This is a genomic window from Ralstonia sp. 25mfcol4.1, from assembly GCF_900104095.1.
Classification (GTDB): Bacteria; Pseudomonadota; Gammaproteobacteria; order Burkholderiales; family Burkholderiaceae; genus Cupriavidus.
The window spans coordinates 306,130-329,458 of sequence record NZ_FNJO01000005.1; the positions used below are offsets into that span (position 1 = coordinate 306,130).

Sequence of the window (23,329 nt, forward strand, 5' to 3'; positions counted from 1 at the left end):
GTCTTCCTGTCGCGGCGGCTCAATGCGCCTTGAAGTAATCGAACGGCTCGCGGCAGTCGCCGCAGCGGTACAGCGCCTTGCAGGCCGTGGAACCGAACTGGCTGACCACCTGCGTATGGGCCGATCCGCAATGGGGGCAGGCCACCTTCGGCGCGGGCTGGCGCCGGCGGGTGATGCCGCTGATGTCGATGACGGTCTGCGCGGGCGGCGCAATGCCATAGCCGGCCAGCTGCTGCCGCCCGCGCGCGGTCATCCAGTCGGTAGTCCAGGCCGGGGCAAGTTGCAGCCGCACCTCGACCTGGCCGATACCATGCGCGCCCAGCGTCTGGACGATCTGCTCGCGGATCAGCGTGACTGCGGGGCAGCCCGAATACGTCGGGGTGATCGTCACCACGCAGGTGTCGGCCTCCCAGTGCACGCCGCGCACGATGCCGAGGTCGATCACGGAAATCACGGGGATCTCGGGGTCGGGGATGGCATCGAGCCACGACCAGATGGCGTCCGTCATGGTTTGCGGATGAGCACGGGCCTGCATGGTGCTCACCACGTGGCGCCGGGGTAGGCGCGCTGCAGGAACTGCATCTCGGCCAGCAGGAAGCCCAGGTGTTCCGTGTGCCGGCCGGCGTGGCCGCCGCGTTGCATCCAGCCATCGTCCGGCGTGGCGAGCGTGGCCTCTTCGAGGACTTCGGCCACCTGCTGGCGCCACGGCTCGCGCAGCGCGGCCGGGCTGCAGGCCACGCCGGCCGCGATCAGGCTGGCGTCCACGCTGTCGGCGTCGAACAGCTCGCCGGTGTACATCCACAGACGGTCGATGGCGTCCTGCATGCGCCGATGGCTTTCCGCCGTGCCGTCGCCCAGGCGCACGACGAGGTCGGCGCTGCGGCGGGCGTGATAGGCCACTTCCTTGACGGCCTTGTCGGCGATGGCGGCGATGGACGCGTCGCTGGACTGCCGCAGCGCATCGAGCAGGTAGTAGTGCCAGGTGTCGAACAGGAACTGGCGGGCCAGCGTGTCGGCGTAGCTGCCGTTGGGCTGCTCGACCAGCAGCGGATTGCGGAACTGGTGCGCGTCGCGCAGGTAGGCCAGCTGATCTTCGGTGCGGCCCGCGCCTTCCACTTCGCCGGCCCGGGACAGCCACATGCGCGCCTGGCCGATCAGGTCCAGCGCGACGTTCGTCAGCGCGATGTCTTCCTCCAGCGCCGGGCCCTTGCCGCACCATTCGGACAGCCGCTGGCCCAGCACCAGCGCGGTATCGCCCAGGCGAAGCAGGTATTCGAAGGTGGCTTGCTTGCTGACTTGCATGGCGTGCCTCAGATGTGCTTGACCGCTTCCGGCATCGGGAAGAAGGTCGGATGGCGATAGACCTTGCTGTTGGCCGGCTCGAACAGGGGGCCCTTGTCGGCGGGGCTGCTGGCGGCGATATGCGTGGCGGGCACGGCCCAGATGCTGACGCCCTCGTTGCGGCGCGTGTAGACGTCGCGGGCGTTGTTGATGGCCATCGCGGCGTCGGCGGCGTGCAGGCTGCCGACGTGCTTGTGCGCCAGCCCGTGCTGGCTGCGGATAAAGATTTCCCAAAGCGGCCATTCGCTCATGGCGGTCTCCTGCTTGTTGGATGCTGAAATGCAGACGGGGAGGCGTCAGGCCACCTGGCGTTCCGCCGGCTGGCCGGCGGACTGCTTGCCGGCGTGGGCCGCCAGCGCGTCGCGGAACCAGGCGCCGTCTTCCCAGGCCTTGACGCGGGTGCCAAGGCGTTCGCGGTTGCAGGGGCCATTGCCCTGGATCACGTTGTAGAACTCGTCCCAGTCGATGGCGCCGAAGTCGTAGTGGCCGCGTGCATCGTTCCACTTGAGGTCGGGGTCGGGAATCGACAGGCCCAGGAACTCGGCCTGCGGCACGGTCTGGTCCACCATCTTCTGGCGCAGCGCATCGTTCGAGAACAGCTTGATGCGCCATTGCGCCGATTGCGCGCTATGCAGCGATTCGGCGTCGGACGGCCCAAACATCATCAGCGCCGGCCACCACCAGCGGTTCAGCGCGTCCTGCGCCATCTGCTTCTGCTCCGCCGTGCCGTTGCACAGCTTGAGCAGGATGTCGTAACCCTGGCGCTGATGGAACGATTCCTCCTTGCACACGCGCACCATCGCCCGGGCATAGGGGCCGTACGAGCAACGGCACAGCGGTACCTGGTTGATGATGGCGGAGCCGTCCACCAGCCAGCCGATGGCGCCGATGTCGGCCCAGTTCAGCGTCGGGTAGTTGAAGATGCTCGAATATTTGGCTTTTCCGCTATGCAGGTCGGCCAGCATCTGGTCGCGCGACACGCCGAGCGTTTCAGCCGCGCTATATAGATACAGCCCGTGGCCCGCTTCGTCCTGGATCTTCGCCAGCAGCACGGCCTTGCGCTCCAGCGTCGGCGCGCGTGTCACCCAGTTGCCTTCGGGCAGCTGGCCGACGATTTCCGAATGCGCGTGCTGCGAGATCTGGCGTACCAGCGTGCGTCGATAGGCTTCAGGCATCCAGTCCTTCGATTCGATGCGGATGCCGTCGTCGATGCGCTGCTGAAAGCGGCGTTCGTCATCGCTCATGTCCTTCGCCGTGCGGACTTTCGTGACACCGGTGTCGACCAGTTGCGCGTACATGCATGTCTCCGTGATTCGCTTCGGGTTCGTGGCCGATCGGCCAGACCTGACATTGATCAGGATCATAGTGATACGATTTGACTCATTCAACGAGTTCGTGTGTATCACTTCGCAAAGGAGACCCATGGCTGACCTGCTGAAGCCGGAAGGTGTGTCGCCCGGCGTGGCGCGGCTGGCAAAGGGGCTGAAGCTGGGCGCGGGCTCGCTGCTGGTCACGATGTATGGCGATGTGATCGCACCGCGGCCGCAGGCGCCGTGGCTGGGCAGCCTGATTGCGCTATCGGCGCCGTTTGGCCTCAGCAACCGGCTGGTGCGCACGGCGATCTTCCGCCTCACTGCCGACGACTGGCTGGCGGCGACGCGCGCAGGCCGCAAGAGCTTCTACGGATTGTCCGATGCCGGGCTGCTGCGCGTGCAGCACGCTGGCAAGCGCATCTATGCCGGGGCGTCGCCGGCCTGGGACGGCAAGTGGACGCTGGTGCTGTTGCGCAACGACACAAAGGCATCGATGCGCCAGCCGCTGCGGCGGGAGCTGCTCTGGGAAGGTTTCGGACCGGTGGCGCCGGGCGTGTTTGCCCACCCGAATGCGGACCAGGGCTCGCTGGCGGAAATCCTGCTGGCGGCGGGTGCCACGGAGCACGCAGCCGTGATGCGGGCCGAATCGGTGGCGTCGTTTTCGCGGCAGCCGCTCGAACAACTGATCCACCAGACCTACCGGCTGAAAGAGGTGGCGCAGGCGTGGCAGGCGTATGTCAGGCGCTTTGCGTCATGGGTCAAGGAAGCCCCGTCGCTGTCCGCAGCCGATGCGTTTTTCGTGCGGATCCTGCTGATCCACGAATATCGCCGGGTACTGTTGCGTGACCCCGGCCTGCCCGACGAACTGCTGCCGGCAGACTGGCCCGGGCGCGAGGCGCGGGCCGGTACGGGGGCGCTGTATGCAGCACTATTGCCGGCCAGCGAGGCGCATTTGCGGACGCATATGGAAACCGCGGCCGGCACGTTCCAGTCACCCATGCGGGTGCTGCGCGAACGCTTTACGTCGCGATTTCACGAGTAGCCGCGGGCTGCCCTCAGTCGTGTGGGGCCACCTTGCCGCTGGCCTTCGCGCGCCGGCGCCGCGCCAGCATGTTCAGCCCTTCCACGGCCGTCGAGAACGCCATCGCCGTATAGATATAGCCCTTGGGCACATGATGGCCGAGCCCGTCGGCAATCAGCGTCATGCCGATCATGATCAGGAAGGCCAGCGCCAGCATCACGATGGTGGGATTGCGATTGATGAAGTTCGCCAGCGGCGTGGCGGCGAAGAGCATCACGGTCACGGCGGCAATCACCGCCACGAACATGATCGGAATGTGATCTGTCATGCCTACGGCAGTGATGATGCTGTCGATCGAGAACACCAGATCCAGCACCAGGATCTGTCCGATGGCCGCCGCGAATCCCGGCACGGCTCGGGCGCCGGCCGATTCGTCCTCGTGTTCAGGTTCCGGCGCCACATGCTCGTGGATTTCGCGCGTGGCTTTCCAGACCAGGAAGGCGCCGCCGGCAATCAGGATGATGTCCCGCCAGGAAATACCCTTGCCCATGATGGTGAACACCGGTTCCGTCAACGCCACGATTACCGCGATGGTGGCCAGCAGTCCCAGGCGCAGGATCAGCGCCAGGCCGATACCGATGCGGCGTGCCTTTTCCCGGTTGTGCTCGGGCAGCTTGTTGGTGAGGATGGAAATAAAGATGAGGTTGTCGATGCCGAGCACGATTTCCATGGCGACCAGGGTGGCCAGGGCAGCCCAGGCGGATGGGTCGCGCGCCAGTTCGAGCAGTGTTTCCATGCGGACTCCAGATCTCCGTGACGATAGAAGAGGGCCGGGAAGCGGAACGGCGGCCCGCAAGCGGACAACGGTAGACATGGTAGTACACACCCCGCACGCGGCGATACCGGTACAGCGTGCGCCGGCGCCACTGAGTGAAAGAACGAGGTTGTCGAACAGCGATTGTGAAATATAGTATGTGATATACCAAAGCATTCGCTTCAACACATCACTATCACCACAATCAGGAGACAACCGATGAAGATCTGTATCTACGGAGCGGGAGCCATTGGCGGCTACATGGGCGCCCAGCTGGCGTTGGCGGGTGCCGACGTCAGCTTTATCGCCCGGGGGCCCCATCTGGCGGCCATGCAGGCCCATGGCGTGCGCTTGCAGATCGAAGGTCAGGAGCGGGTGGCCAAGGTGCGTTGCACCAGCGATCCGCGCGAACTGGGGCCACAGGATTACGTTTTCATCACTTTGAAGGCGCACCAGGTGCCCGGTGTGGTGGACCTGATGCAGCCGCTGCTAGGGCCGCAGACGGCCGTGGTGACTGGCGTCAACGGCATTCCCTACTGGTATTTCCACAAGCACGGCGGCGAATTCGCCGGGCGGGCGCTGGAAAGCGTGGACCCGGGAGGCAAGCAGTGGCAAGGCCTGGGGCCCGAGCGCGCCATCGGCTGCGTGCTGTATCCGGCGGCCGAAATCGTGGCGCCGGGCGTTATCAAGCACGTCTATGGGAAGAAATTTCCGATTGGCGAACCCGATGGCACCCGCTCGGACCGCGTCACGCGACTGTCCGAGATGATGGCCAAGGCCGATCTCGATGCCCCGGTGCGCGACAACATCCGTGACGAGATCTGGCTGAAGCTGTGGGGCAACCTCTGCTTCAACCCGATCAGCGCGCTGACGCATGGCACGCTGGATATCATTACGTCCGACCCGGCCACGCGCGCCTTGTCCAAGCAGATGATGCTCGAAGCCAAGGATATCGCCGAGCGGTTCGGCGTTCACTTCCGGGTGGACGTGGAACGCCGGATCGACGGCGCGGGGGCGGTGGGCGCGCACAAGACGTCGATGCTGCAGGATCTGGAGGCGGGCAGGGCCATGGAGATCGACCCGCTGCTGACCGTCGTGCAGGAGATGGGCCGGATGATCGGCCAGCCCACGCCGATGATCGACGCGGTGCTGGGTCTGATCAAACAGCGCGACCGGATGGCCCAGTCGGCGCCCGCAGGCAGCGCCGAGCCGGTCAAGGTAGCCAAGGCCGCCTGAAGCCGGGCGGTTGTAAGCGAGGGCAATGACCTTCGGCAGTGCCGTCGATGTGATATACCATATACGAAAGGCCGGACTCGTCCCTTGCGTCACAATGTGGTGCGGAGAACGCCAGATTGATGAGCAGAACGCATGACGCCATGCCAAACTGGTGTCTTGACGTTCACGGGACGGGTGCCACCGGACGCCAGACCGGCGTCCGGGGCACCGGCCACTGACGAGTGCATTCATGTCTGCCCAAAGCCAACCCGAAATCCAGCCGCAAGGGCTGTCCCTGTCGCTGCAACCGATCAATGCCGGCGCCAGCCTGCGCGACCAGGCGTACGCGATGCTGCGCCAGGCGATTGCTGACGCCGATATCTACCAGTCACGCGAGGAAGTCCGGCTCGACGAGCGCGTGCTGTCCGAAGCCCTGGGGGTCAGCCGAACCCCGATCCGCGAGGCGATGACACTGCTGGAGCAGGAGGGTTTCCTGCGCACGGTGCCGCGCCGTGGCATCTATATCACCCGCAAGACCAAGCGTGAAATCGTCGAGATGATCCAGGTCTGGGCCGCGCTGGAAAGCATGGCCGCCCGCCTGGCGACGCAGAACGCCACCGACGAGGAGATCGGCAAGCTGCGCCATATGTTCGACAGCTTCCGCGACTCCACGCCGGCCGAGCATATCGAGGAATATTCCGACGCCAATATCGTGTTTCATCAGGCGATCGTGCAGTTGTCGAAGTCGCAGATCATCATGGATCAGATCAAGAACATCTTTGTCCATGTGCGCGCGATTCGTAAAATGACGATTTCGCAAAGCGACCGCGCGGCGCGTTCCATCGTCGATCACCTGCGGATTATCGAGGCGCTGGAAAAGCGGGACACCGAACTGGCCGAACGGCTGGTGCGCCAGCATTCGCTCGACCTGGCCGACTACGTGGAAAAACACTGCGATTTCCTCGACTGATCCATCTGCCAGCCGCCGCCTGATGCCGTTGCCGTCCAGTCGGCGGGAACGCCCCCTGACGATCGCCGGGCGAGGGAAGGGCGGCCTTGGCCGTCTGGCATCTCGCCGGGTCGGGATCGGGACGGAAAGCATCATTTGCACCCCAACCGCCTCAGGGCTGTTGGGGTGTTTTTGTTGGTAAGGCCCGTTGCGCACACCAGCCAGATTACGCCTGCTGCGATGCAGCATCGAAACCTCCTGAATTCGGGTTTAAACCCCCTTGCGTCTTCGTGATATACCACATACTGTATGTCAACAGAGCAAAACACACATCAGGAGACGCACCATGGCCGACACCCACAACGAACGCAAAGCCCTCGACGGTATTCGCATTCTGGACATGACACACGTGCAGGCCGGTCCTTCGGCCACGCAGTTGATGGCCTGGATGGGTGCCGACGTCATCAAGGTCGAAATGCCGGGCCGCGGCGACATCACGCGCAGCCAGCTGCGCGACGTGCCGAACGCCGACAGCCTGTACTTCACCATGCTGAACAGCAACAAGCGCAGCCTGACGCTCAATATGAAGACGCCCGAAGGCAAGGCGCTGCTGGAAGACCTGATCCAGCAGAGCGACGTGCTGATCGAGAACTTTGGCCCGGGTGTGCTGGCTCGCGCCGGATTCGACTGGGACCATATCCAGGACCTGAATCCGCGCATGATCTATGCGTCGATCAAGGGCTTCGGCCCTGGCCCGTACCAGGATTGCAAGGCGTATGAGAACGTGGCCCAGTGCATGGGCGGTTCCGCATCGACGACCGGCGAGGCCGCCGGCATGCCGACAGTGACTGGCGCGCAGATCGGCGATTCCGGCACGGGCGTCCACTGCGTGGTCGGCATCCTGGCCGCACTGCTGCAGCGCGAGCATTCGGGCCGCGGCCAGCGTGTGGAAGTTGCCATGCAGGACGCCGTGCTGAACCTGTGCCGTGTGAAGCTGCGCGACCAGCAGCGTCTGGATGCCGGCCCGCTGCGTGAGTATCCCAACGATCAGTTCGACGACCACGTGCCCCGTGCCGGCAACGCGTCGGGCGGCGGCCAGCCCGGTGCGGCGCTGCGCTGCGCGCCGGGCGGTCCGAACGACTATGTCTACGTCATCATCCAGCCGCAGGGCTGGGAGCCGCTGATGCGCCTGTGCCGCCGTGAAGACCTGATCACCGATCCGGAATTCGCCACGCCTGAAGTGCGCCTGAAAAAGCTCACCGCCTGTTTCGGCATCATCGAGCAATGGACGATGGGCCGCACCAAGTTCGAGGTGATGAACGCGCTCAACGAGGTGGATGTGCCGTGCGGCCCGATCCTGTCGATGAAGGACCTCATCGAGGACAAGTCGATGTACGAGCGCGGCTACCTGGTGGAACTGGAACATCCGACGCGCGGCAAATACGTGCAGCTCGGCTCGCCGATCACGTTGTCCGATTCGCCGGTGAACGTCGAACGCTCGCCGCTGCTTGGCGAGCACACCGACGAGATCCTGGAATGGCTTGGGCGCTCGCCGGCACAGATTGCGGCGCTGCGCGTAGCGGGAGCGGTCTGACCCGAGGCGCCCGCCACGGCGGGCGTCCGTCTCGACGGCCTCTGAGAGGGGCTCCGAAGTCTGAACAAAGTGCAGGCGCGGCACTTGCCCGCCTGCCGGAGGAACGCTGCCGTGCAAACCTGGATCCGCTTCCGCCGTCCCGACGGCGACACCGCTTACGGCCGTCTTGACGATGCCGATGCCGACCGCGTCATCGAATTCGATGGCCCCGGCTACACCGACCCCCGTCCCACTGGCAACACCTACAGCTACGCCTCGCTGGACCTGCTGGCCCCGTGCGAGCCCGGCAAGATCGTGGCGCTGTGGAACAACTTTCACGCGCTGGCCGCCCGCCTGGAGAAATCGGTACCTGTGCATCCGCTGTTCCTGCTGAAGCCGGCCAGTTCGCTGGCTGGCCCCGGCGACGCCATCCGTCGCCCGGCCGGATACACCGGAAAGATCGCCTACGAAGGCGAACTTGGCATTGTCATCGGCCGCGAATGCCGAAATGTGCCGCTGAGCGAAGCGGCCTCGCACATCTTCGGCTACACCATCGTCAATGACGTCACGGCGGGCGAACTGCTCAATGCCGATCCGAACTTCCCGCAGTGGACGCGCGCCAAGGGATCCGACACCTTCGGCTGCATCGGTCCGGCCATCGTCACCGGCTTTGACTGGCGTAGCGCCAGCGTGGTGACGCGGCTGGACGGCGCCGAACGCCAGAACTATCCGCTCTCCGACATCGTTTTTTCGCCAGAGGAGCAGGTCAGCCGGCTGTCGCAGGACATGACGCTGATGCCGGGCGACGTGATCGCCGTCGGCACGTCGATTGGGGTCGGGTCGATGAAGGACGGCTCGGTGGTGGAGGTGTCTATCCGCGGGATCGGCTCGCTCGTCAACCATATGGGCGCCTGAGCCGGTTCAAAGGCGCCCGCCGGGCGGAGTAGGGCGGACATGCCCAGACAGCCAGGCATGTCCGCAGGGGATCAGTAATTTCCCTTATTTGCGTCTAATTTTCACGAAATGCTGCGCTGCACCGACGAAAGTTCGTCGAAATAGTGGGAATTTACTTGCCGATCTTTGATATATCACATACCGTATTTCAGCGTCATCGAGTACAGGGAAGCGCGAGGAAGGAGACACCGCTCCGTTTTGTCCAAAGCATCCAGGCCGAACGTGAGCGCGACCGCTGAAGACCACCCTGAAGAAGAAAGTCCAATCCCGTCAATTTGCATAGAAGGAAGCAACCATGGCAGAAGTCGGAAACGAACTGCAGCGTCACGCTGTAGAAGAACAGCAGGCACAAACCGATGGTTTCCATCTGGTCATCGACGCGCTGAAGCTGAACGGCATCGAAAACATCTACGGCCTGCCTGGTATTCCGGTCACCGATCTGGCCCGCCTGGCGCAGGCCAACGGCATGCGCGTCATCAGCTTCCGCCATGAGCAGAACGCGGGCAACGCCGCGGCAATTGCCGGCTTCCTGACGCAAAAGCCGGGGGTTTGCCTGACCGTGTCCGCGCCGGGCTTCCTGAACGGGCTCACCGCGCTGGCGAACGCCACGACCAACTGCTTCCCGATGATCCTGATCAGCGGCTCGAGCGAGCGCGAGATCGTCGACCTGCAGCAGGGTGACTACGAGGAAATGGACCAGCTGGCCATCGCCCGCCCGCACGCCAAGGCCGCCTTCCGCGTGCTGCACGCCGAAGACATCGGCGTCGGTGTCGCCCGTGCCATCCGCGCCGCCGTGTCGGGCCGTCCCGGCGGTGTGTACCTGGACCTCCCGGCCAAGCTGCTGGCCCAGTCGATGGAAGCCGAGAAGGGCCGCAAGTCACTGATCAAGGTCGTGGACCCGGCCCCGCGCCAGTTGCCGGCGCCGGATGCGATCGACCGCGCCGTCGAACTGCTGAAGGGCGCCAAGCGTCCGCTGATCCTGCTGGGCAAGGGCGCCGCCTACGCACGCGCCGATGCCGATATCCGCGCGCTGGTCGAGAAGACCGGCATTCCGTACCTGCCCATGTCGATGGCCAAGGGGCTGATCCCCGATACGCATCCGCAATCGGCGTCGGCCGCGCGTTCGTATGTGCTGGCGGAGGCCGATGTGGTGCTGCTGGTCGGCGCCCGGCTGAACTGGCTCCTGTCGCACGGCAAGGGCAAGACCTGGGGCAAGCCGAAGCAGTTCATCCAGATCGACATCTCGCCGACCGAGATGGACAGCAACGTGGCCATCGCCGCGCCGGTCGTGGGCGACATTGGTTCCTGCGTGTCGGCTCTGCTGGACAAGATCGGCAATGACTTTGCCAAGCCGGGCGCCGAGTGGATTGGCGCGGTGGACGAACGCAAGGAAAAGAACCTGGCGAAGATGGCCGAGACGCTGGCCAAGGAAACCACGCCGATGAACTTCCACGGCGCGCTGCGCGTGCTCAAGGACGTCGTCAAGGCCAACCCGGGCATCTCGTTTGTCAACGAAGGCGCCAACACGCTGGACTACGCCCGCGCCGTGATCGACATGTACGAGCCGCGCAAGCGTCTGGACGTAGGCACCTGGGGCGTGATGGGCGTGGGCATGGGCTACGCGGTGGCGGCGGCGGTGGAAACCAGCAAGCCGGTCCTGGCGGTGTGCGGTGACAGCGCCTTCGGTTTCTCGGGCATGGAAGTCGAGACGATCTGCCGCTACAACCTGCCGGTCTGCGTCGTGGTGTTCAACAACAACGGCGTCTACAAGGGCATCGACAAGAACCCGACCGGCGGCGCAGATCCGGCCGTCACGATGTTCGTGCCGGGCGCGCGCTACGACAAGATGATGGAAGCGTTCGGCGGTGTCGGCCACAACGTCACCACACCGGCGGAACTCGAAGCCGCGGTGAACGAGGCGCTGCGATCGGGCAAGCCCACGCTGATCAACGCCGTCATCGATCCGGCAGCCGGCACCGAAAGCGGCCGCCTGACCAACCTGAATCCGCAGAGCTCGGCCAGCAAGCAATAACCACCCGACCACCCGAATTTCACCCTCTATTCCAATAGGAGAGCGAACGTGAATCTTCCACTGAGCGGCATCAAGATCATCGACTTCACGCATGTCCAGGCCGGCCCCGCCTGCACGCAACTTCTCGCATGGTTCGGCGCGGACGTCATCAAGGTGGAGCGCCCCGGCTCCGGCGACGTGACGCGCACGCAGCTGCGCGATCAGCCCGACGCCGACGCGCTGTACTTCACGATGCTCAACAGCAACAAGCGTTCGCTGACGCTGGACACCAAGAAGCCGGAAGGCAAGAAGATCCTGGAGCAGCTGATCCGCGAATCGGACGTGCTGGTCGAGAACTTCGGCCCGGGCGCGCTGGACCGCATGGGCTTCTCCTGGGACCGCATCAAGGAACTGAACCCGATGATGATCGTGGCATCGGTCAAGGGCTTCAGCGACGGCCACCACTATGAAGACCTGAAGGTCTACGAGAACGTGGCGCAGTGCGCCGGCGGTGCCGCATCGACGACCGGCTTCTGGGATGGCCCGCCTACCGTGTCGGCCGCCGCCCTGGGCGATTCGAACACCGGCATGCACCTGGCCATCGGCATCCTGACCGCGATCATCGGCCGCCAGCAGACCGGCAAGGGCCAGAAGGTTGCGGTGTCGATGCAGGACGCCGTGCTGAACCTGTGCCGCGTGAAGCTGCGTGACCAGCAGCGCCTGGACGCCCTGGGCTACCTGGAAGAGTACCCCCAGTACCCGCACGGCACGTTCAGCGACGTGGTGCCGCGTGGCGGCAATGCCGGCGGCGGCGGCCAGCCGGGCTGGGTGCTGAAGTGCAAGGGCTGGGAAACCGATCCCAACGCCTATATCTACTTCACCGTCCAGGGCCACGCCTGGGAGCCGATCTGCAAGGCGCTGGGCCGGGAAGAGTGGATCAACGATCCGAACTACAACACCGCCAAGGCCCGCCAGCCGCACATCTTCGATATCTTCAATACCATCGAAGAGTGGCTTGCCGACAAGACCAAGTACGAAGCGGTGGACATCCTGCGCAAGTTCGACATTCCGTGCTCGCCTGTGCTGTCGATGAAGGAAATCGCTGCCGATGAATCGCTGCGCAAGAGCGGGTCGATCGTGGAAGTTCCGCACAAGCAACGTGGCACGTACCTGACCGTGGGCAGCCCGATCAAGTTCTCGGACCTGAAGCCGGAAATCACGGGTTCGCCGCTGCTGGGCGAGCACAGCGAGGAAGTGCTGTCCGGCCTGGGCTACAACGCCGAGGAGATCGCCCGTCTGCGCGAAGCGCAGGTGATCTGAGCAGGACGCCACCTTTGCCAGCGCCCCGATGGTGACAGCGGGCCGGAACAGGCGCGCCGGGGCGCGTGGTTGAACAACCACGTACACCGGCGCGTTTTTCGTCTGGACCCGCAAGCTGAAGGCCCCGTTGCGGCTGACCCGAGGGACCAGCCCGATGGCCCGGCAGCGCCGGCAGTGCCACAATGAGTGCCCGGCCCGGGGCGCCCCGGGGGCAGCCGGGGACGGCGAAACGGCCACCCACCATTCCTCAGGAATGACCATGCAGACTGCAATCGACTATGAACAGCTGGTGTCGGCCATCGGCGACGCCGTCATCATCTCCGGCGCCGACGGCGCCATCACCTTGTGGAACCCGGCGGCGGAGTACATGTTCGGCTACACCCAGGAGGAAGCCCTGGGCAAGTCGCTGGACCTGATCATTCCCGAGCGCCTCCGTGCGCGGCACTGGGAAGGCTACGACAAGACCATGGCAACGGGCCAGACCCGCTACGGCCATGACCTGCTCAAGGTGCCGGCGATCAACAAGAAGGGCGATGCGATGTCGATCGCCTTTACCGTGGCGCTTCTGCATGGCGACGGCGGCGAAGTCACGGGCATCGTGGCGATCATCCGCGACGAGACCGTGCGCTTCCAGGAAGAGCGGGCGCTGCGCAAGCGCATCGCGGAACTGGAAGCCAAGGCGGCCGCTGCGGCCGCAGCCGGCTGACAGGCCGGTCCGGGGCGCCCGCCTTCGTCGCCGCTGCGCCCCGGTTCCTATCGCATGGCTGCCGCCATGGTCGCGCCCAGCTCCGCTGGCGATGCGGCCACGTGAATCCCGGCCTCTTGCATGGCGTCGATCTTTGCCGCCGCCGTGCCCTTGCCGCCCGGGATGATGGCGCCGCCATGCCCCATGCGGCGTCCCGCCGGCGCCGTGGCGCCCGCGATATAGCCCACCACGGGTTTGCGCGGGCGGGCATCGCGCAGGAAGCTGGCCGCGTCTTCTTCCGAGGATCCGCCGATCTCGCCGATCATGATGATGCCTTCGGTCTGCGGGTCGGCCAGGAACATCTCCAGGCAGTCGATGAAGTCCGTACCGTTGACCGGATCGCCGCCAATGCCGACGCAGGTCGATTGCCCGAGCCCGGCCGCCGTGGTCTGCGCCACGGCCTCGTAGGTCAGCGTCCCCGAGCGTGACACCACGCCGATCCTGCCCGGCGTATGGATGTGCCCCGGCATGATGCCGATCTTGCACTGCCCCGGCGTGATCACGCCCGGGCAGTTCGGCCCGATCAGGCGGCTGGCGGAACCTGACAAGGCCCGCTTGACCCGCACCATATCCATCACGGGAATGCCTTCGGTGATGCAGACGATCAGCGCAATGCCGGCATCGACCGCCTCCAGGATGGCATCGGCGGCAAAGGGCGGCGGCACGTAGATGACCGACGCATCGGCGCCGGTAGCGTCGGCCGCCGCAGCCACGGTGTCGAAGACCGGCAGCCCCAGGTGCGACGCGCCGCCCTTGCCGGGCGTGACGCCGCCGACCACCTTCGTGCCGTACGCCAGCGCCTGTTCCGAGTGGAACGTGCCTTGCGCGCCCGTAAAGCCCTGGCAGATGACGCGCGTGTTCTGATGGATCAGGACAGCCATGTCACTGTTCTCCGTGTTTCCGGGCGGCGCGCACGGCGGCCACCACCTTCTCGGCCGCGTCGGCAAGATGGCTGGCGGCCATGATCGGCAGGCCCGAATCGCGCAGGATCTGCCGGCCCCGTTCGACGTTGGTGCCTTCCAGCCGCACCACCAGCGGCACGGTCAGGTCGAGGTCGTGCGCGGCGGCCACCACACCTTCGGCCATCATGTCGCAGCGCATGATGCCGCCGAAGATGTTCACCAGGATGCCTTCGACCCTCGGATCGGCCAGGATCAGCCGGAACGCAGTGGTCACGTGTTCGGGGGTGGCGATTCCGCCCACGTCGAGGAAGCTGGCCGGCTCGGCGCCATGGCGCTTGATGATATCCATGGTGGCCATCGCCAGGCCCGCGCCATTCACCATGCAGCCGATATTGCCGCCCAGCCGCACGTAGTGCAGCCCGTGGCGCGCGGCCTCGGCTTCGGCCGGGTCTTCCTCGCTCTCGTCGCGCATGGCCTCGATCTCTGGATGGCGGAAGAGGGCGTTATCGTCGAACTCGAATCTGGCGTCGAGCGCCAGCACGTCGCCGTCGCCGGTGATCGCCAGCGGATTGATCTCGACGATCGATGCATCGAGATCGGTGAACGCGCGGTAGACAGCGAGGATGCACCGCACAGCCGCACCCGCCTGCCTGCCCGACAGTCCCAGGCCGCTGGCTACCCGGCGGGCATGAAACGGCTGGATGCCGCTGGCTGGATCGATCGCCACCTTCAGGATGTTCTCGGGCGTTAGGGTGGCGACGGCCTCGATGTCCATGCCACCCTCGGCGGACGCGACGATGGTGATGCGCGACGTGGCGCGGTCGATCAGGATGCCCAGGTATAGCTCGCGCGCGATGTCGCAGCCTTTTTCGATGTAGAGGCGCCGCACCGTTCGGCCAGCCGGGCCGGTCCGGCTGGTGACCAGCGTCTTCCCCAGCATCTGCAAAGCGGTCGCGTGCACATCGTCGATCGACGTCACGACGCGCACGCCGCTCTTGCCCGAGCCATCGCCGGCGGATTGTTCGATGAAATGCCCGGCACCGCAGCCGCCCGCGTGGATCTGCGATTTCACCAGCCAGAGCGGACCGCCCAGCTTGCGGGCGGCATGGGCGGCTTCGTCTGGCGTAAAGGCCACGCAGCCCTGCGGCACGGGAACGTCATAGCGCCGAAGCAACTCCTTGGCCTGATGTTCGTGAATGTTCAACGTGTCTCCTCCTATGGGGCGCACGACGGCGCCGGCGGTGTCCGCTCTATATTTATTTCAGCCTAAAATATGGTATGTAATATATCAATATAATCAAGCGGGAAGTGGATGAAATGCCTCACGAAACCACTTTGGTCAGTGAATACCGGCGCTGACAAGGGCATGGCATAAATCCGCCAATATTGATGGCGATACGTTGTAAATGCAGGGATTACGCTTAGATTCAGAAGGCATTTGCTGCGACGCAGAAGCAAAAGTTAAACCTCGTGCGCCTTTTTCTCTTGTTGTGCGCTGATATATCACATACGGTGTTTAGCAAGATCGACGACGCGGCGCGTGTGCGATATCCCTCGCACAAGCCAAGGCCGGTCGCGGAGACATTGCCTTCACGAGAATCCTCAAGGAGACAACGCCATGAACAACAAGGCTCTGGAAGGGGTCCGCATTCTGGACATGACCCATGTGCAGGCCGGCCCGTCGGCCACGCAGCTGATGGCCTGGCTGGGCGCGGATGTGATCAAGGTGGAACTGCCCGGCCGTGGCGACATCACGCGCAGCCAGCTGCGCGATGTGCCGAACGCGGACAGCCTCTACTTCACCATGCTGAACTCGAACAAGCGCAGCCTGACCCTCAATATGAAGACGCCCGAGGGCAAGGCCTTGCTGGAGGAGCTGGTGCAACGCTGCGACGTGCTGGTCGAGAATTTCGGGCCGGGCGTGCTGGACCGCGCCGGCTTCGGGTGGGACCGCCTGCGGACGCTGAATCCGCGCCTGATCTACGCGTCGATCAAGGGCTTTGGCCCTGGCCCGTACGTCGACTGCAAGGCGTATGAGAACGTGGCCCAGTGCATGGGCGGGGCGGCCAGCACCACCGGCGAGGAAGACGGTGTGCCCACCGTGACCGGCGCCCAGATCGGCGATTCCGGCACGGGCGTGCATTGCGTGGTGGGCATCCTTGCCGCGCTGCTGCATCGCGAGAAGTCGGGCCGTGGCCAGCGCGTGGAAGTGGCCATGCAGGATTCGGTGCTGAACCTGTGCCGCGTGAAGCTGCGCGACCAGCAGCGCCTGGCGGCTGGCCCGCTCAAGGAATATCCGAACCGGGAATTCGGCGATGTCGTGCCGCGTGCCGGGAACGCGTCGGGCGGCGGCCAGCCCGGTGCCGCGCTGCGCTGTGCGCCGGGCGGGGCCAACGATTACGTGTACGTGATCATCCAGCCGCAGGGGTGGGAGCCGCTGATGCGCCTGTGCGGCCGCGAGGACCTGATCACGCATCCGAACTTCGCCACTCCCGAGGCGCGGCTGAAAATCCTGGGCGAATGCTTCGGCGTCGTCGAGAAATGGACCAAGACCCGGACGAAGTTTGAAGTCATGGCAGCCCTGAACGAAGTGGACGTGCCGTGCGGCCCGATCCTGTCGATGAAGGACCTGATCGAGGATGGCTCGCTGTACGACCGTGGCTACCTGGTGGAGCTGGATCACCCGCAGCGCGGCAAGTACGTTCAGCTGGGCTGCCCGATCACGCTGTCCGATTCGCCGGTGGAAGTCGAACGCTCGCCGCTGCTGGGCGAACACACCGACGAGGTGCTTGAATGGCTGGGCCGCACCCCGGCGCAGATTGCCGCGCTCAAGGCGGCCGGAGCGGTCTAGCACCAGCCCCGCACCTTTCCTGAAAGTTTCTCCAGTGCAGTCCGCATGCCGCCTGCGTCAACCGACGCCGGGCGGCTGCCCCTTTGTACGCCTCAATATTGGCGGGGATCCCGCCAGAACAGATGGAGACCTGACATGGCACATGACAAGGACGCGGTACGCAAGATCCTCGCGACGGTCAAGGAAGAAGGCCGCGATGCATTGACCGCCCCCGAGGGCAAGCTGGTTTGCGATGCCTACGGCATAGCGGTGCCGGGCGAGGGCGTGGCCAGATCGCCGACGGGTGCCGTCGAGTTGGCCAGCAAGATGGGCTTTCCGGTCGTGCTCAAGATCGTTTCGCCCGACATCCTGCACAAGACCGAGGCCGGCGGCGTGCTGGTGGGCCTGAAGTCGGCGGCGGAAGTGGAGCAGGGCTACCTGAAGATCATCGAGAACGCGAAGGCGTACAAGGCCGATGCCAACATCGTCGGCGTGCAGGTGCAGCAGATGATAGCCGGCGGGCAGGAAGTGATCATCGGGGCCGTCACCGATCCGTCGTTCGGCAAGCTGGTGGCGTTCGGGCTGGGCGGCGTGCTTGTGGAAGTGCTCAAGGACGTCACGTTCCGCATGGCGCCGGCTTCGTACGACGACGGGTTGTCGATGCTCGATGGCATCGCGGCCGCCGAGGTGCTCAAGGGCGTGCGCGGCGCCGAGCCGGCCAATCGCGAGGCGTTGGCGAGCATGATCCAGCGGGTGTCGGAACTGGTCAGCGACTTCCCGGAAATCTCCGAACTCGACCTGAACCCGGTGTTCGCCAGCGCGAACGGCGCCGTCGCCGCCGACGTGCGCATCGTGGTCGACCACGCGCCGCCGGCGGAAAAATATCGCCCGAGCCAGGAAGAGATCGTGCGCCAGATGAACCGCATCATGAAGCCCGATACCGTGGCCGTGATCGGCGCATCGGCCGAGGACGGGAAAATTGGCAATTCGGTGATGAAGAACCTGATCAACGGCGGCTACCAGGGCACGATCTATCCGATCCACCCCAAGGCCGACCAGATCATGGGCATGAAGGCCTGCAAGAGCGTGCTCGATGTGCCGGGCGACATCGACGTGGCCGTGTTCGCGATTCCCGCCAGGTTCGTGGCGCAGGCGCTGGAAGAGGTCGGCAGGAAGGGCATTCCGGGTGCCGTGCTGATTCCGTCAGGCTTTGCCGAGACCGGCAATGTGGAAGGCCAGGAAGAGATCGTGGCCATCGCGCGCAAGTACAACGTCCGGCTGATGGGGCCAAATATTTACGGTTTCTACTACACGCCGAAGAACCTCTGCGCCACGTTCTGTACGCCGTACGACGTCAAGGGCAAGGCGGCGCTGTCGTCGCAGTCGGGTGGCATCGGCATGGCCATCATTGGTTTCTCGCGATCGGCCAGGATGGGGGTGTCGGCCATCGTGGGTCTGGGCAACAAATCGGATATCGACGAAGACGATCTGCTGACGTTTTTCGAGCAGGACGACAATACCGAGATCATCGCCCAGCACTGCGAAGACCTGAAGGATGGCCGTGCGTTTGCCGAAGCGGCCGCGCGCGTATCGAAACAGAAGCCGGTGGTGGTGCTCAAGGCCGGCCGTACCAGCATGGGCGCCCGGGCCGCCAGCTCGCACACGGGCGCGCTGGCCGGCAACGACAAGATCTACGAGGACGTGTTCAGGCAGGCCGGCGTGATACGCGCCCGCTCGCTGCGCGACCTGCTCGAATTCGCGCGGGGCATTCCCAAGCTGCCGACGCCGAAGGGCGAGAACGTGGTGATCATCACCGGCGCGGGCGGCTCGGGCGTGCTGCTGTCCGATGCCTGCGTGGACAACGGCCTGTCGCTGATGAGCATGCCCGACGATCTGGACGCGGCGTTCCGCAAGTTCATTCCGCCGTTCGGCGCGGCCGGCAACCCGGTGGACATCACGGGTGGCGAACCGCCGTCGACCTACAGGAACACCATCCGGCTGGGCCTGGAAGACCCGCGCATCCACGCGATCATCCTGGGCTACTGGCACACCATCATCACGCCGCCGATGGTGTTCGCGAAGCTCGTGGTCGAGGTCAAGGAGGAGATGAAGGCGCTGGGGATCGAAAAGCCGATCGTGGCGTCGCTGGCCGGCGACGTGCAGGTGGAGGAAGCCGCCGAATACCTGTACGAGCATGGCGTGCCGGCCTACGCCTATTCGACCGAAATCCCGGTGGCAGTGCTGGGCGCCAAGTACCAGTGGGCGCGCGGGGCAGGCAGGATCTGAGATCGTTATCTGCGCAGGACATCGTAGAAACGCCAAGGGCCCCGTGACGGGGCCCTTGTTGCGCTGGCGGTGCCGCGGAACTTAGTTCGCGCCGGCGCCGGCCATGGCGCGCAGGTATTCGTTCTTCTTGTCGAAGATCAGCTGGCTCAGGAACGGCGCGTCGTACGCGTTCAGCAGGTGGGCATGGTACTGCTCGATATAGCGCGTGACGCGCATCTTTTCGCAGTCGATGCCGCACAGCCATTCGAACATGGGGGCGTCCCAGCGGAAGCGCAGGCCCAGTTCGGTGAACGCGGCGTTGTAGGCGGCCAGCTGGATCTCACGATCAAGGTGGCGCATCTCGCTGACGGCCGTCGGCATTGCAACGGTGGCGGGCGCGTCGGATTGGAGGTGGTTCATGATCGTCTCCTGTGGTTGCACACGTCTGTACGGCAGCGTGTGATGTCCGAAGCTTAGACAGCAGGAACGATTTACGATAATTAAAGTTTCATCGAAAAACCATAAGTCATCGCTTATGCAAGAGATGACTTACCCGTGATGGGGCCGGATCAGGCCTTCCACGCCCGTGATCTGCTGGATCAGCGTGTGGCCTTCCTCCATCAGGAACTGCTTGAACGCCAGCGCCACCGGGGGCAGGCGCTTGTTTTTGCGATGGACCACATACCAGTTCAGCATCACCGGAAAGCCTTCGATATCGAGCACGGCCAGCTTGCCGGTCTGCAGTTCCAGGCCGACGGTATGGGCAGACAGGAAGGCGATGCCCATGTTGGCGATCACGGCCTGCTTGATGGTCTCGGTGCTCTTGATCTCCATCGCGATGCGCAGGTTCGAAAGCCGGCCGGCAAAACCTTCCTGCATCGAATTCCACGTGTCCGACCCTTTTTCGCGCGAGACGAAGGCTTCCTCTGTCAAGCCCGCCAGCGGGATACGTCGCTGGCCCACCAGCGGGTGGTTGGGCGCGGCGACGATGACGTACGGGTGCGGGGCGAACGGCTCGGCAATGGTGTCCATGCCCTCGGGAGGGCGTACCATGACCGCCAGATCGGTCAGGTTGCCGCTCAGCTGGTGCAGCAGTTCCTCGCGGTTGTGCACCGCAAGATTCAATGTCACCGATTCATGCCGGTTCATGAATTCCGCCAGCAGGCGAGGGAAGAAATAGTCGCCCGCACTGATCACGGCGACGTTGAGCCGGCCCCCGGATATACCCTTAAGCTGCGCCATCGCGTCTTCCGCTTCCCGGAATTGCTGAATGATGCTGCGGCTGTAGTGAAGCATCTCCGTGCCGGCCGGCGTCAGGTAGATGCGCTTGCCAAGCTGCTCGAACAGGGGCAGGCCGACATGCAGTTCCAGCTGCCGAACCTGTGTAGAAACAGCAGGTTGCGTGAGGTGCAGCTCCTCGGCCGCGCGTGAAAAGCTCAGGTGGCGGGCCACCGTTTCGAAGACTTTCAGCTGGCGCAGCGTCGCATTCTTCATTGCACGATTTCCTGCAATCTATAAATGATCGTCAATGATCATAATAAAAAACTTTATGCTGTGCTGATCTAAGTTTGAAGTAGCATCAATCCACGAATCACGTGCCGCAATGTCAGGCGCGCTCATTCAGTAGTGAAAGCGGGCATCCCCCAAGGCCAAGCCCACCACGCGCGCCGCAGAGCGCGCATGACACTAATGCAAGGAGACACGACATGGCGCACATCAATGCGGCAGGCCCCGCCATGGGCAATGCAAATGGAGGCTTCCTCCGCAATCGCTGGTTCCAGCTATTCATCGGTGTACTTTGTATGGGTTTGGTGGCGAACCTCCAGTATGGCTGGACGCTGTTCGTTACGCCCATGAACGCCAAGCACCATTGGGGCGACTCTGCGATCCAGGTCGCCTTTTCCATTTTTATCGTCACGGAAACCTGGCTCGTGCCGCTCGAAGGCTGGCTCGTGGACAAGTTCGGCCCGCGTCCGGTGGTGGCCGGGGGCGCCATTTGCGCCGGCCTGGCGTGGGTGATGAATTCCTATGCCACGTCGCTGCCGATGCTTTATACGGCAGCGGTGATCGCTGGTATCGGCGCGGGTGGCGTCTATGGCACCTGCGTGGGTAACGCGCTGAAGTGGTTCCCGGACAAGCGCGGCCTGGCCGCCGGCCTGACCGCCGCCGGATTTGGCGCGGGTTCGGCGCTGACGGTGATTCCCATCGCCAACATGATCCAGAAGTCAGGCTATGAACATGCGTTCTTCACGTTCGGCATCATCCAGGGCGTGCTGATCTTCGTCATGGCGCTGCTGCTGGTGAAGCCGCAGCCGCCCAAGGGACTGGTGGCCAACAAGAAGATCCTGACCAACCCGGTGGAATTCACGCCTGGCCAGATGGTGCGCACGCCGGTGTTCTGGGTGATCTACATCTCGTTCGTGGCCGTGGCGGCCGGCGGCATCATGGCCACCGCGCAGCTGGGCCCCATTGCCAAGGACTTCGGTTTTGCGTCGATGCCGGTGACGATGCTTGGCATGACGCTGCCGCTGCTGACGATGACGCTGTCGATCGACAACCTGTGCAACGGGCTGACACGTCCGCTGTGCGGCTTCGTTTCGGACCGCATCGGTCGGGAAAATACGATGTTCCTGATCTTCATCGGCGAAGGCCTGTCGCTGATCGGCCTGCTGGAATTCGGCCACGACCCGTACATGTTCATGCTGTTCGCCGCGCTGACGTTCCTGTTCTGGGGCGAGATCTTCTCGATCTTCCCGGCGCTGTGTGCCGATACCTTCGGCAGCAAGTTCGCCGCGGCCAACGCCGGCACGCTCTATACGGCCAAGGGCACGGCCGCGCTGCTGGTGCCGGTGGCATCGGTGCTGTCGCATACCGGCGGCTGGAACCTGGTGTTTGCCGTGGCGGCCGTGATGACGGTGGCGGCGGGGCTGGCGGCGAAGTTCGTGCTGCAGCCGATGCGCCGACGCTTTATCACCGGCCATGCCGAGGCACAGCCAGCCCCCGTCAGCGACAGCGGTACCTATATGGCAGGTTTCTCCACTGGCAAGGGTGAATAATCCTGGCCCCCAACCCCGGCAGTACCCAGCAAGGAAGGAGCGGCACCATGAATGTTTCGCTTCCTCAGTTGAAGGCCTTCGCCGCGGTGGCGCGCCAGAAAAGCTTTACGCGCGCCGCGGCAGAACTGGGTCTTACGCAATCGGCGATCAGCCGTAGCGTGCGTGAACTGGAAGAAGAAATCGACCAGCGGCTGTTCGACCGCACCACGCGGCAGGTAGAGCTGACCGACGCCGGCGAAATGCTGTCGCAACGCATCTGCCATCTGATCGAGGAAGTCGAGCAGACGCTGCGCGACAGCCACGGCACCGGCAAGCCAAGCCAAGGCACGGTGCAGATCGCCACCGACCCCGTGCTGTCGTCGATGTCGGTGCCGATGTGGCTGGCGGGCTGCCGCAAGGCGTGGCCCGGCATCGGCATCACGCTGCGCGACCGCTCGCATGAGTCGGTGCTGCAGAGTGTGCGCAGCGGCGAGGTGGACTTCGGTATCGCCAGCAATCCGGCACCCTGCGACGACCTGTACTGCGAACCGCTGTGCGTCGACCCCCTGCAAGCGGTGCTGCCGGCGGACCATCCGCTGGCGTCGCGCGATTCGCTGGGGTGGGGCGAACTGGCCGATGCATCGGTGCTGTCGCTGGACCAGAATTCCGGGGTGCAGCCTGCGGTAGAACGCGCGTTGTCCACGTATCACGTCAGGCCGGGCTCGCTGCAGTTGCTCGGGCACTTCGCGGCCATCTTCGGCATGGTGGCGATGGGGCTGGGTATCGGCGTGGTGCCGTCGCGTGCGCAGGCCAGTGGCATGGCTCCCGCCGCTGTCCTGCGTCCGTTGCGGCCCCAGGTCACTTCCAATGTCATGCTGGTACGGCGCAAGGCACGCTCGCTGAAGCCCAACGCGGCAGCGGTCTGGGACAACCTGCGCGCACAGGAGTACGACCAGGAACTGTTGAAGAAAGTGGGGTAGGGCGATGAGCGGGATTCACGTGCCGCGCTGCAGAAAATATTTTTGTGTCGTATCTGGCACT

21 protein-coding genes are annotated in these 23,329 nt (G+C 64.4%); 12 read left to right on the top strand and 9 right to left on the bottom strand.

The genetic code is table 11. From position 1 onward, the window contains the following. Window positions 1–19: 19 nt before the first annotated feature. From paaD to paaA, 4 genes are read right to left on the bottom strand one after another with little or no spacing between them, the layout of a single operon-like run. Entirely contained in the window at window positions 20–535 is a 516-nt protein-coding gene (paaD, locus tag BLQ58_RS11720; RefSeq protein ID WP_049815888.1) for a 1,2-phenylacetyl-CoA epoxidase subunit PaaD, read from the bottom strand. A 5-nt stretch (window positions 536–540) separates the two neighbouring features. Beyond that, a complete protein-coding gene (gene paaC / locus BLQ58_RS11725; RefSeq protein ID WP_029051131.1) occupies window positions 541–1,302 on the bottom strand; it encodes a 1,2-phenylacetyl-CoA epoxidase subunit PaaC in 762 nt (253 codons plus the stop codon). A gap of 8 nt (window positions 1,303–1,310) precedes the next feature. Beyond that, the gene (paaB, locus tag BLQ58_RS11730) at window positions 1,311–1,592 is read right to left on the bottom strand and encodes a 1,2-phenylacetyl-CoA epoxidase subunit PaaB (protein ID WP_029051132.1); all 282 of its coding nucleotides are present in this window, start codon (window positions 1,590–1,592) and stop codon (window positions 1,311–1,313) included. A 45-nt stretch (window positions 1,593–1,637) separates the two neighbouring features. Beyond that, a complete protein-coding gene (gene paaA / locus BLQ58_RS11735) occupies window positions 1,638–2,639 on the bottom strand; it encodes a 1,2-phenylacetyl-CoA epoxidase subunit PaaA (RefSeq protein WP_029051133.1) in 1,002 nt (333 codons plus the stop codon). A gap of 124 nt (window positions 2,640–2,763) precedes the next feature. On the opposite strand from paaA, the gene paaX reads away from it, so the two are divergent. Further along, complete coding sequence (gene paaX / locus BLQ58_RS11740) at window positions 2,764–3,696, top strand: phenylacetic acid degradation operon negative regulatory protein PaaX (RefSeq protein WP_049815885.1); 933 nt, start codon at window positions 2,764–2,766, stop codon at window positions 3,694–3,696. 13 nt (window positions 3,697–3,709) lie between these two features. Here paaX and BLQ58_RS11745 read toward each other — a convergent pair whose 3' ends face one another. Next, window positions 3,710–4,471 (bottom strand): TerC family protein, encoded by a 762-nt coding sequence (locus BLQ58_RS11745; protein WP_029051135.1) that lies wholly within the window; start codon window positions 4,469–4,471, stop codon window positions 3,710–3,712. 237 nt (window positions 4,472–4,708) lie between these two features. Here BLQ58_RS11745 and BLQ58_RS11750 point away from each other — a divergent pair, with 237 nt between their 5' ends. The 7 genes from BLQ58_RS11750 to BLQ58_RS11780 all read left to right on the top strand — a co-directional run bounded on the left by BLQ58_RS11750 (window position 4,709) and on the right by BLQ58_RS11780 (window position 13,217). After that, entirely contained in the window at window positions 4,709–5,725 is a 1,017-nt protein-coding gene (locus BLQ58_RS11750) for a 2-dehydropantoate 2-reductase (protein WP_029051186.1), read from the top strand. A 229-nt stretch (window positions 5,726–5,954) separates the two neighbouring features. Continuing rightward, the gene (locus BLQ58_RS11755) at window positions 5,955–6,674 is read left to right on the top strand and encodes a GntR family transcriptional regulator (protein ID WP_029051185.1); all 720 of its coding nucleotides are present in this window, start codon (window positions 5,955–5,957) and stop codon (window positions 6,672–6,674) included. A 325-nt stretch (window positions 6,675–6,999) separates the two neighbouring features. After that, a complete protein-coding gene (gene frc, locus BLQ58_RS11760) occupies window positions 7,000–8,247 on the top strand; it encodes a formyl-CoA transferase (RefSeq protein ID WP_029051184.1) in 1,248 nt (415 codons plus the stop codon). Between the two features lie 111 nt (window positions 8,248–8,358). Then, window positions 8,359–9,141, top strand: a complete 783-nt coding sequence (locus BLQ58_RS11765; protein WP_029051183.1) for a fumarylacetoacetate hydrolase family protein — start codon at window positions 8,359–8,361, stop codon at window positions 9,139–9,141. A 334-nt stretch (window positions 9,142–9,475) separates the two neighbouring features. Then, window positions 9,476–11,212 (top strand): oxalyl-CoA decarboxylase, encoded by a 1,737-nt coding sequence (gene oxc / locus BLQ58_RS11770; RefSeq protein ID WP_029051182.1) that lies wholly within the window; start codon window positions 9,476–9,478, stop codon window positions 11,210–11,212. A gap of 48 nt (window positions 11,213–11,260) precedes the next feature. Then, window positions 11,261–12,511, top strand: coding sequence for a formyl-CoA transferase (gene frc, locus BLQ58_RS11775; protein ID WP_029051181.1), 1,251 nt, complete (start codon window positions 11,261–11,263; stop codon window positions 12,509–12,511). 259 nt (window positions 12,512–12,770) lie between these two features. Beyond that, window positions 12,771–13,217: a PAS domain-containing protein gene (locus BLQ58_RS11780; protein ID WP_029051180.1), complete on the top strand. Its 447-nt coding sequence runs from the start codon at window positions 12,771–12,773 to the stop codon at window positions 13,215–13,217. Between the two features lie 47 nt (window positions 13,218–13,264). Here the strand turns inward: BLQ58_RS11780 and sucD are convergent, their stop codons facing one another. Together sucD and sucC are read right to left on the bottom strand one after the other, a co-directional pair. Next, window positions 13,265–14,137: a succinate--CoA ligase subunit alpha gene (gene sucD, locus BLQ58_RS11785; protein WP_029051179.1), complete on the bottom strand. Its 873-nt coding sequence runs from the start codon at window positions 14,135–14,137 to the stop codon at window positions 13,265–13,267. Between the two features lies 1 nt (window position 14,138). Beyond that, the gene (gene sucC, locus BLQ58_RS11790; protein WP_029051178.1) at window positions 14,139–15,362 is read right to left on the bottom strand and encodes an ADP-forming succinate--CoA ligase subunit beta; all 1,224 of its coding nucleotides are present in this window, start codon (window positions 15,360–15,362) and stop codon (window positions 14,139–14,141) included. A gap of 414 nt (window positions 15,363–15,776) precedes the next feature. Between sucC and frc (BLQ58_RS11795) the strand changes: the two genes are divergently transcribed. Together frc (BLQ58_RS11795) and BLQ58_RS11800 are read left to right on the top strand one after the other, a co-directional pair. Next, window positions 15,777–17,009 carry a formyl-CoA transferase gene (frc, locus tag BLQ58_RS11795; RefSeq protein ID WP_029051177.1) on the top strand — a complete coding sequence of 411 codons (1,233 nt, stop codon included), beginning with the start codon at window positions 15,777–15,779 and terminating at the stop codon, window positions 17,007–17,009. Window positions 17,010–17,144: 135 nt separating this feature from the next. Further along, window positions 17,145–19,274: an acetate--CoA ligase family protein gene (locus tag BLQ58_RS11800; protein WP_029051176.1), complete on the top strand. Its 2,130-nt coding sequence runs from the start codon at window positions 17,145–17,147 to the stop codon at window positions 19,272–19,274. An 81-nt stretch (window positions 19,275–19,355) separates the two neighbouring features. Here BLQ58_RS11800 and BLQ58_RS11805 read toward each other — a convergent pair whose 3' ends face one another. Beyond that, a complete protein-coding gene (locus BLQ58_RS11805) occupies window positions 19,356–19,673 on the bottom strand; it encodes a hypothetical protein (RefSeq protein WP_029051175.1) in 318 nt (105 codons plus the stop codon). A gap of 129 nt (window positions 19,674–19,802) precedes the next feature. Further along, complete coding sequence (locus BLQ58_RS11810) at window positions 19,803–20,747, bottom strand: LysR family transcriptional regulator (protein ID WP_029051174.1); 945 nt, start codon at window positions 20,745–20,747, stop codon at window positions 19,803–19,805. A gap of 212 nt (window positions 20,748–20,959) precedes the next feature. Between BLQ58_RS11810 and oxlT the strand changes: the two genes are divergently transcribed. Beyond that, complete coding sequence (gene oxlT / locus BLQ58_RS11815; RefSeq protein WP_029051173.1) at window positions 20,960–22,309, top strand: oxalate/formate MFS antiporter; 1,350 nt, start codon at window positions 20,960–20,962, stop codon at window positions 22,307–22,309. A 47-nt stretch (window positions 22,310–22,356) separates the two neighbouring features. Further along, window positions 22,357–23,268 carry a LysR family transcriptional regulator gene (locus tag BLQ58_RS11820; RefSeq protein ID WP_029051172.1) on the top strand — a complete coding sequence of 304 codons (912 nt, stop codon included), beginning with the start codon at window positions 22,357–22,359 and terminating at the stop codon, window positions 23,266–23,268. Window positions 23,269–23,329 lie beyond the last annotated feature (61 nt).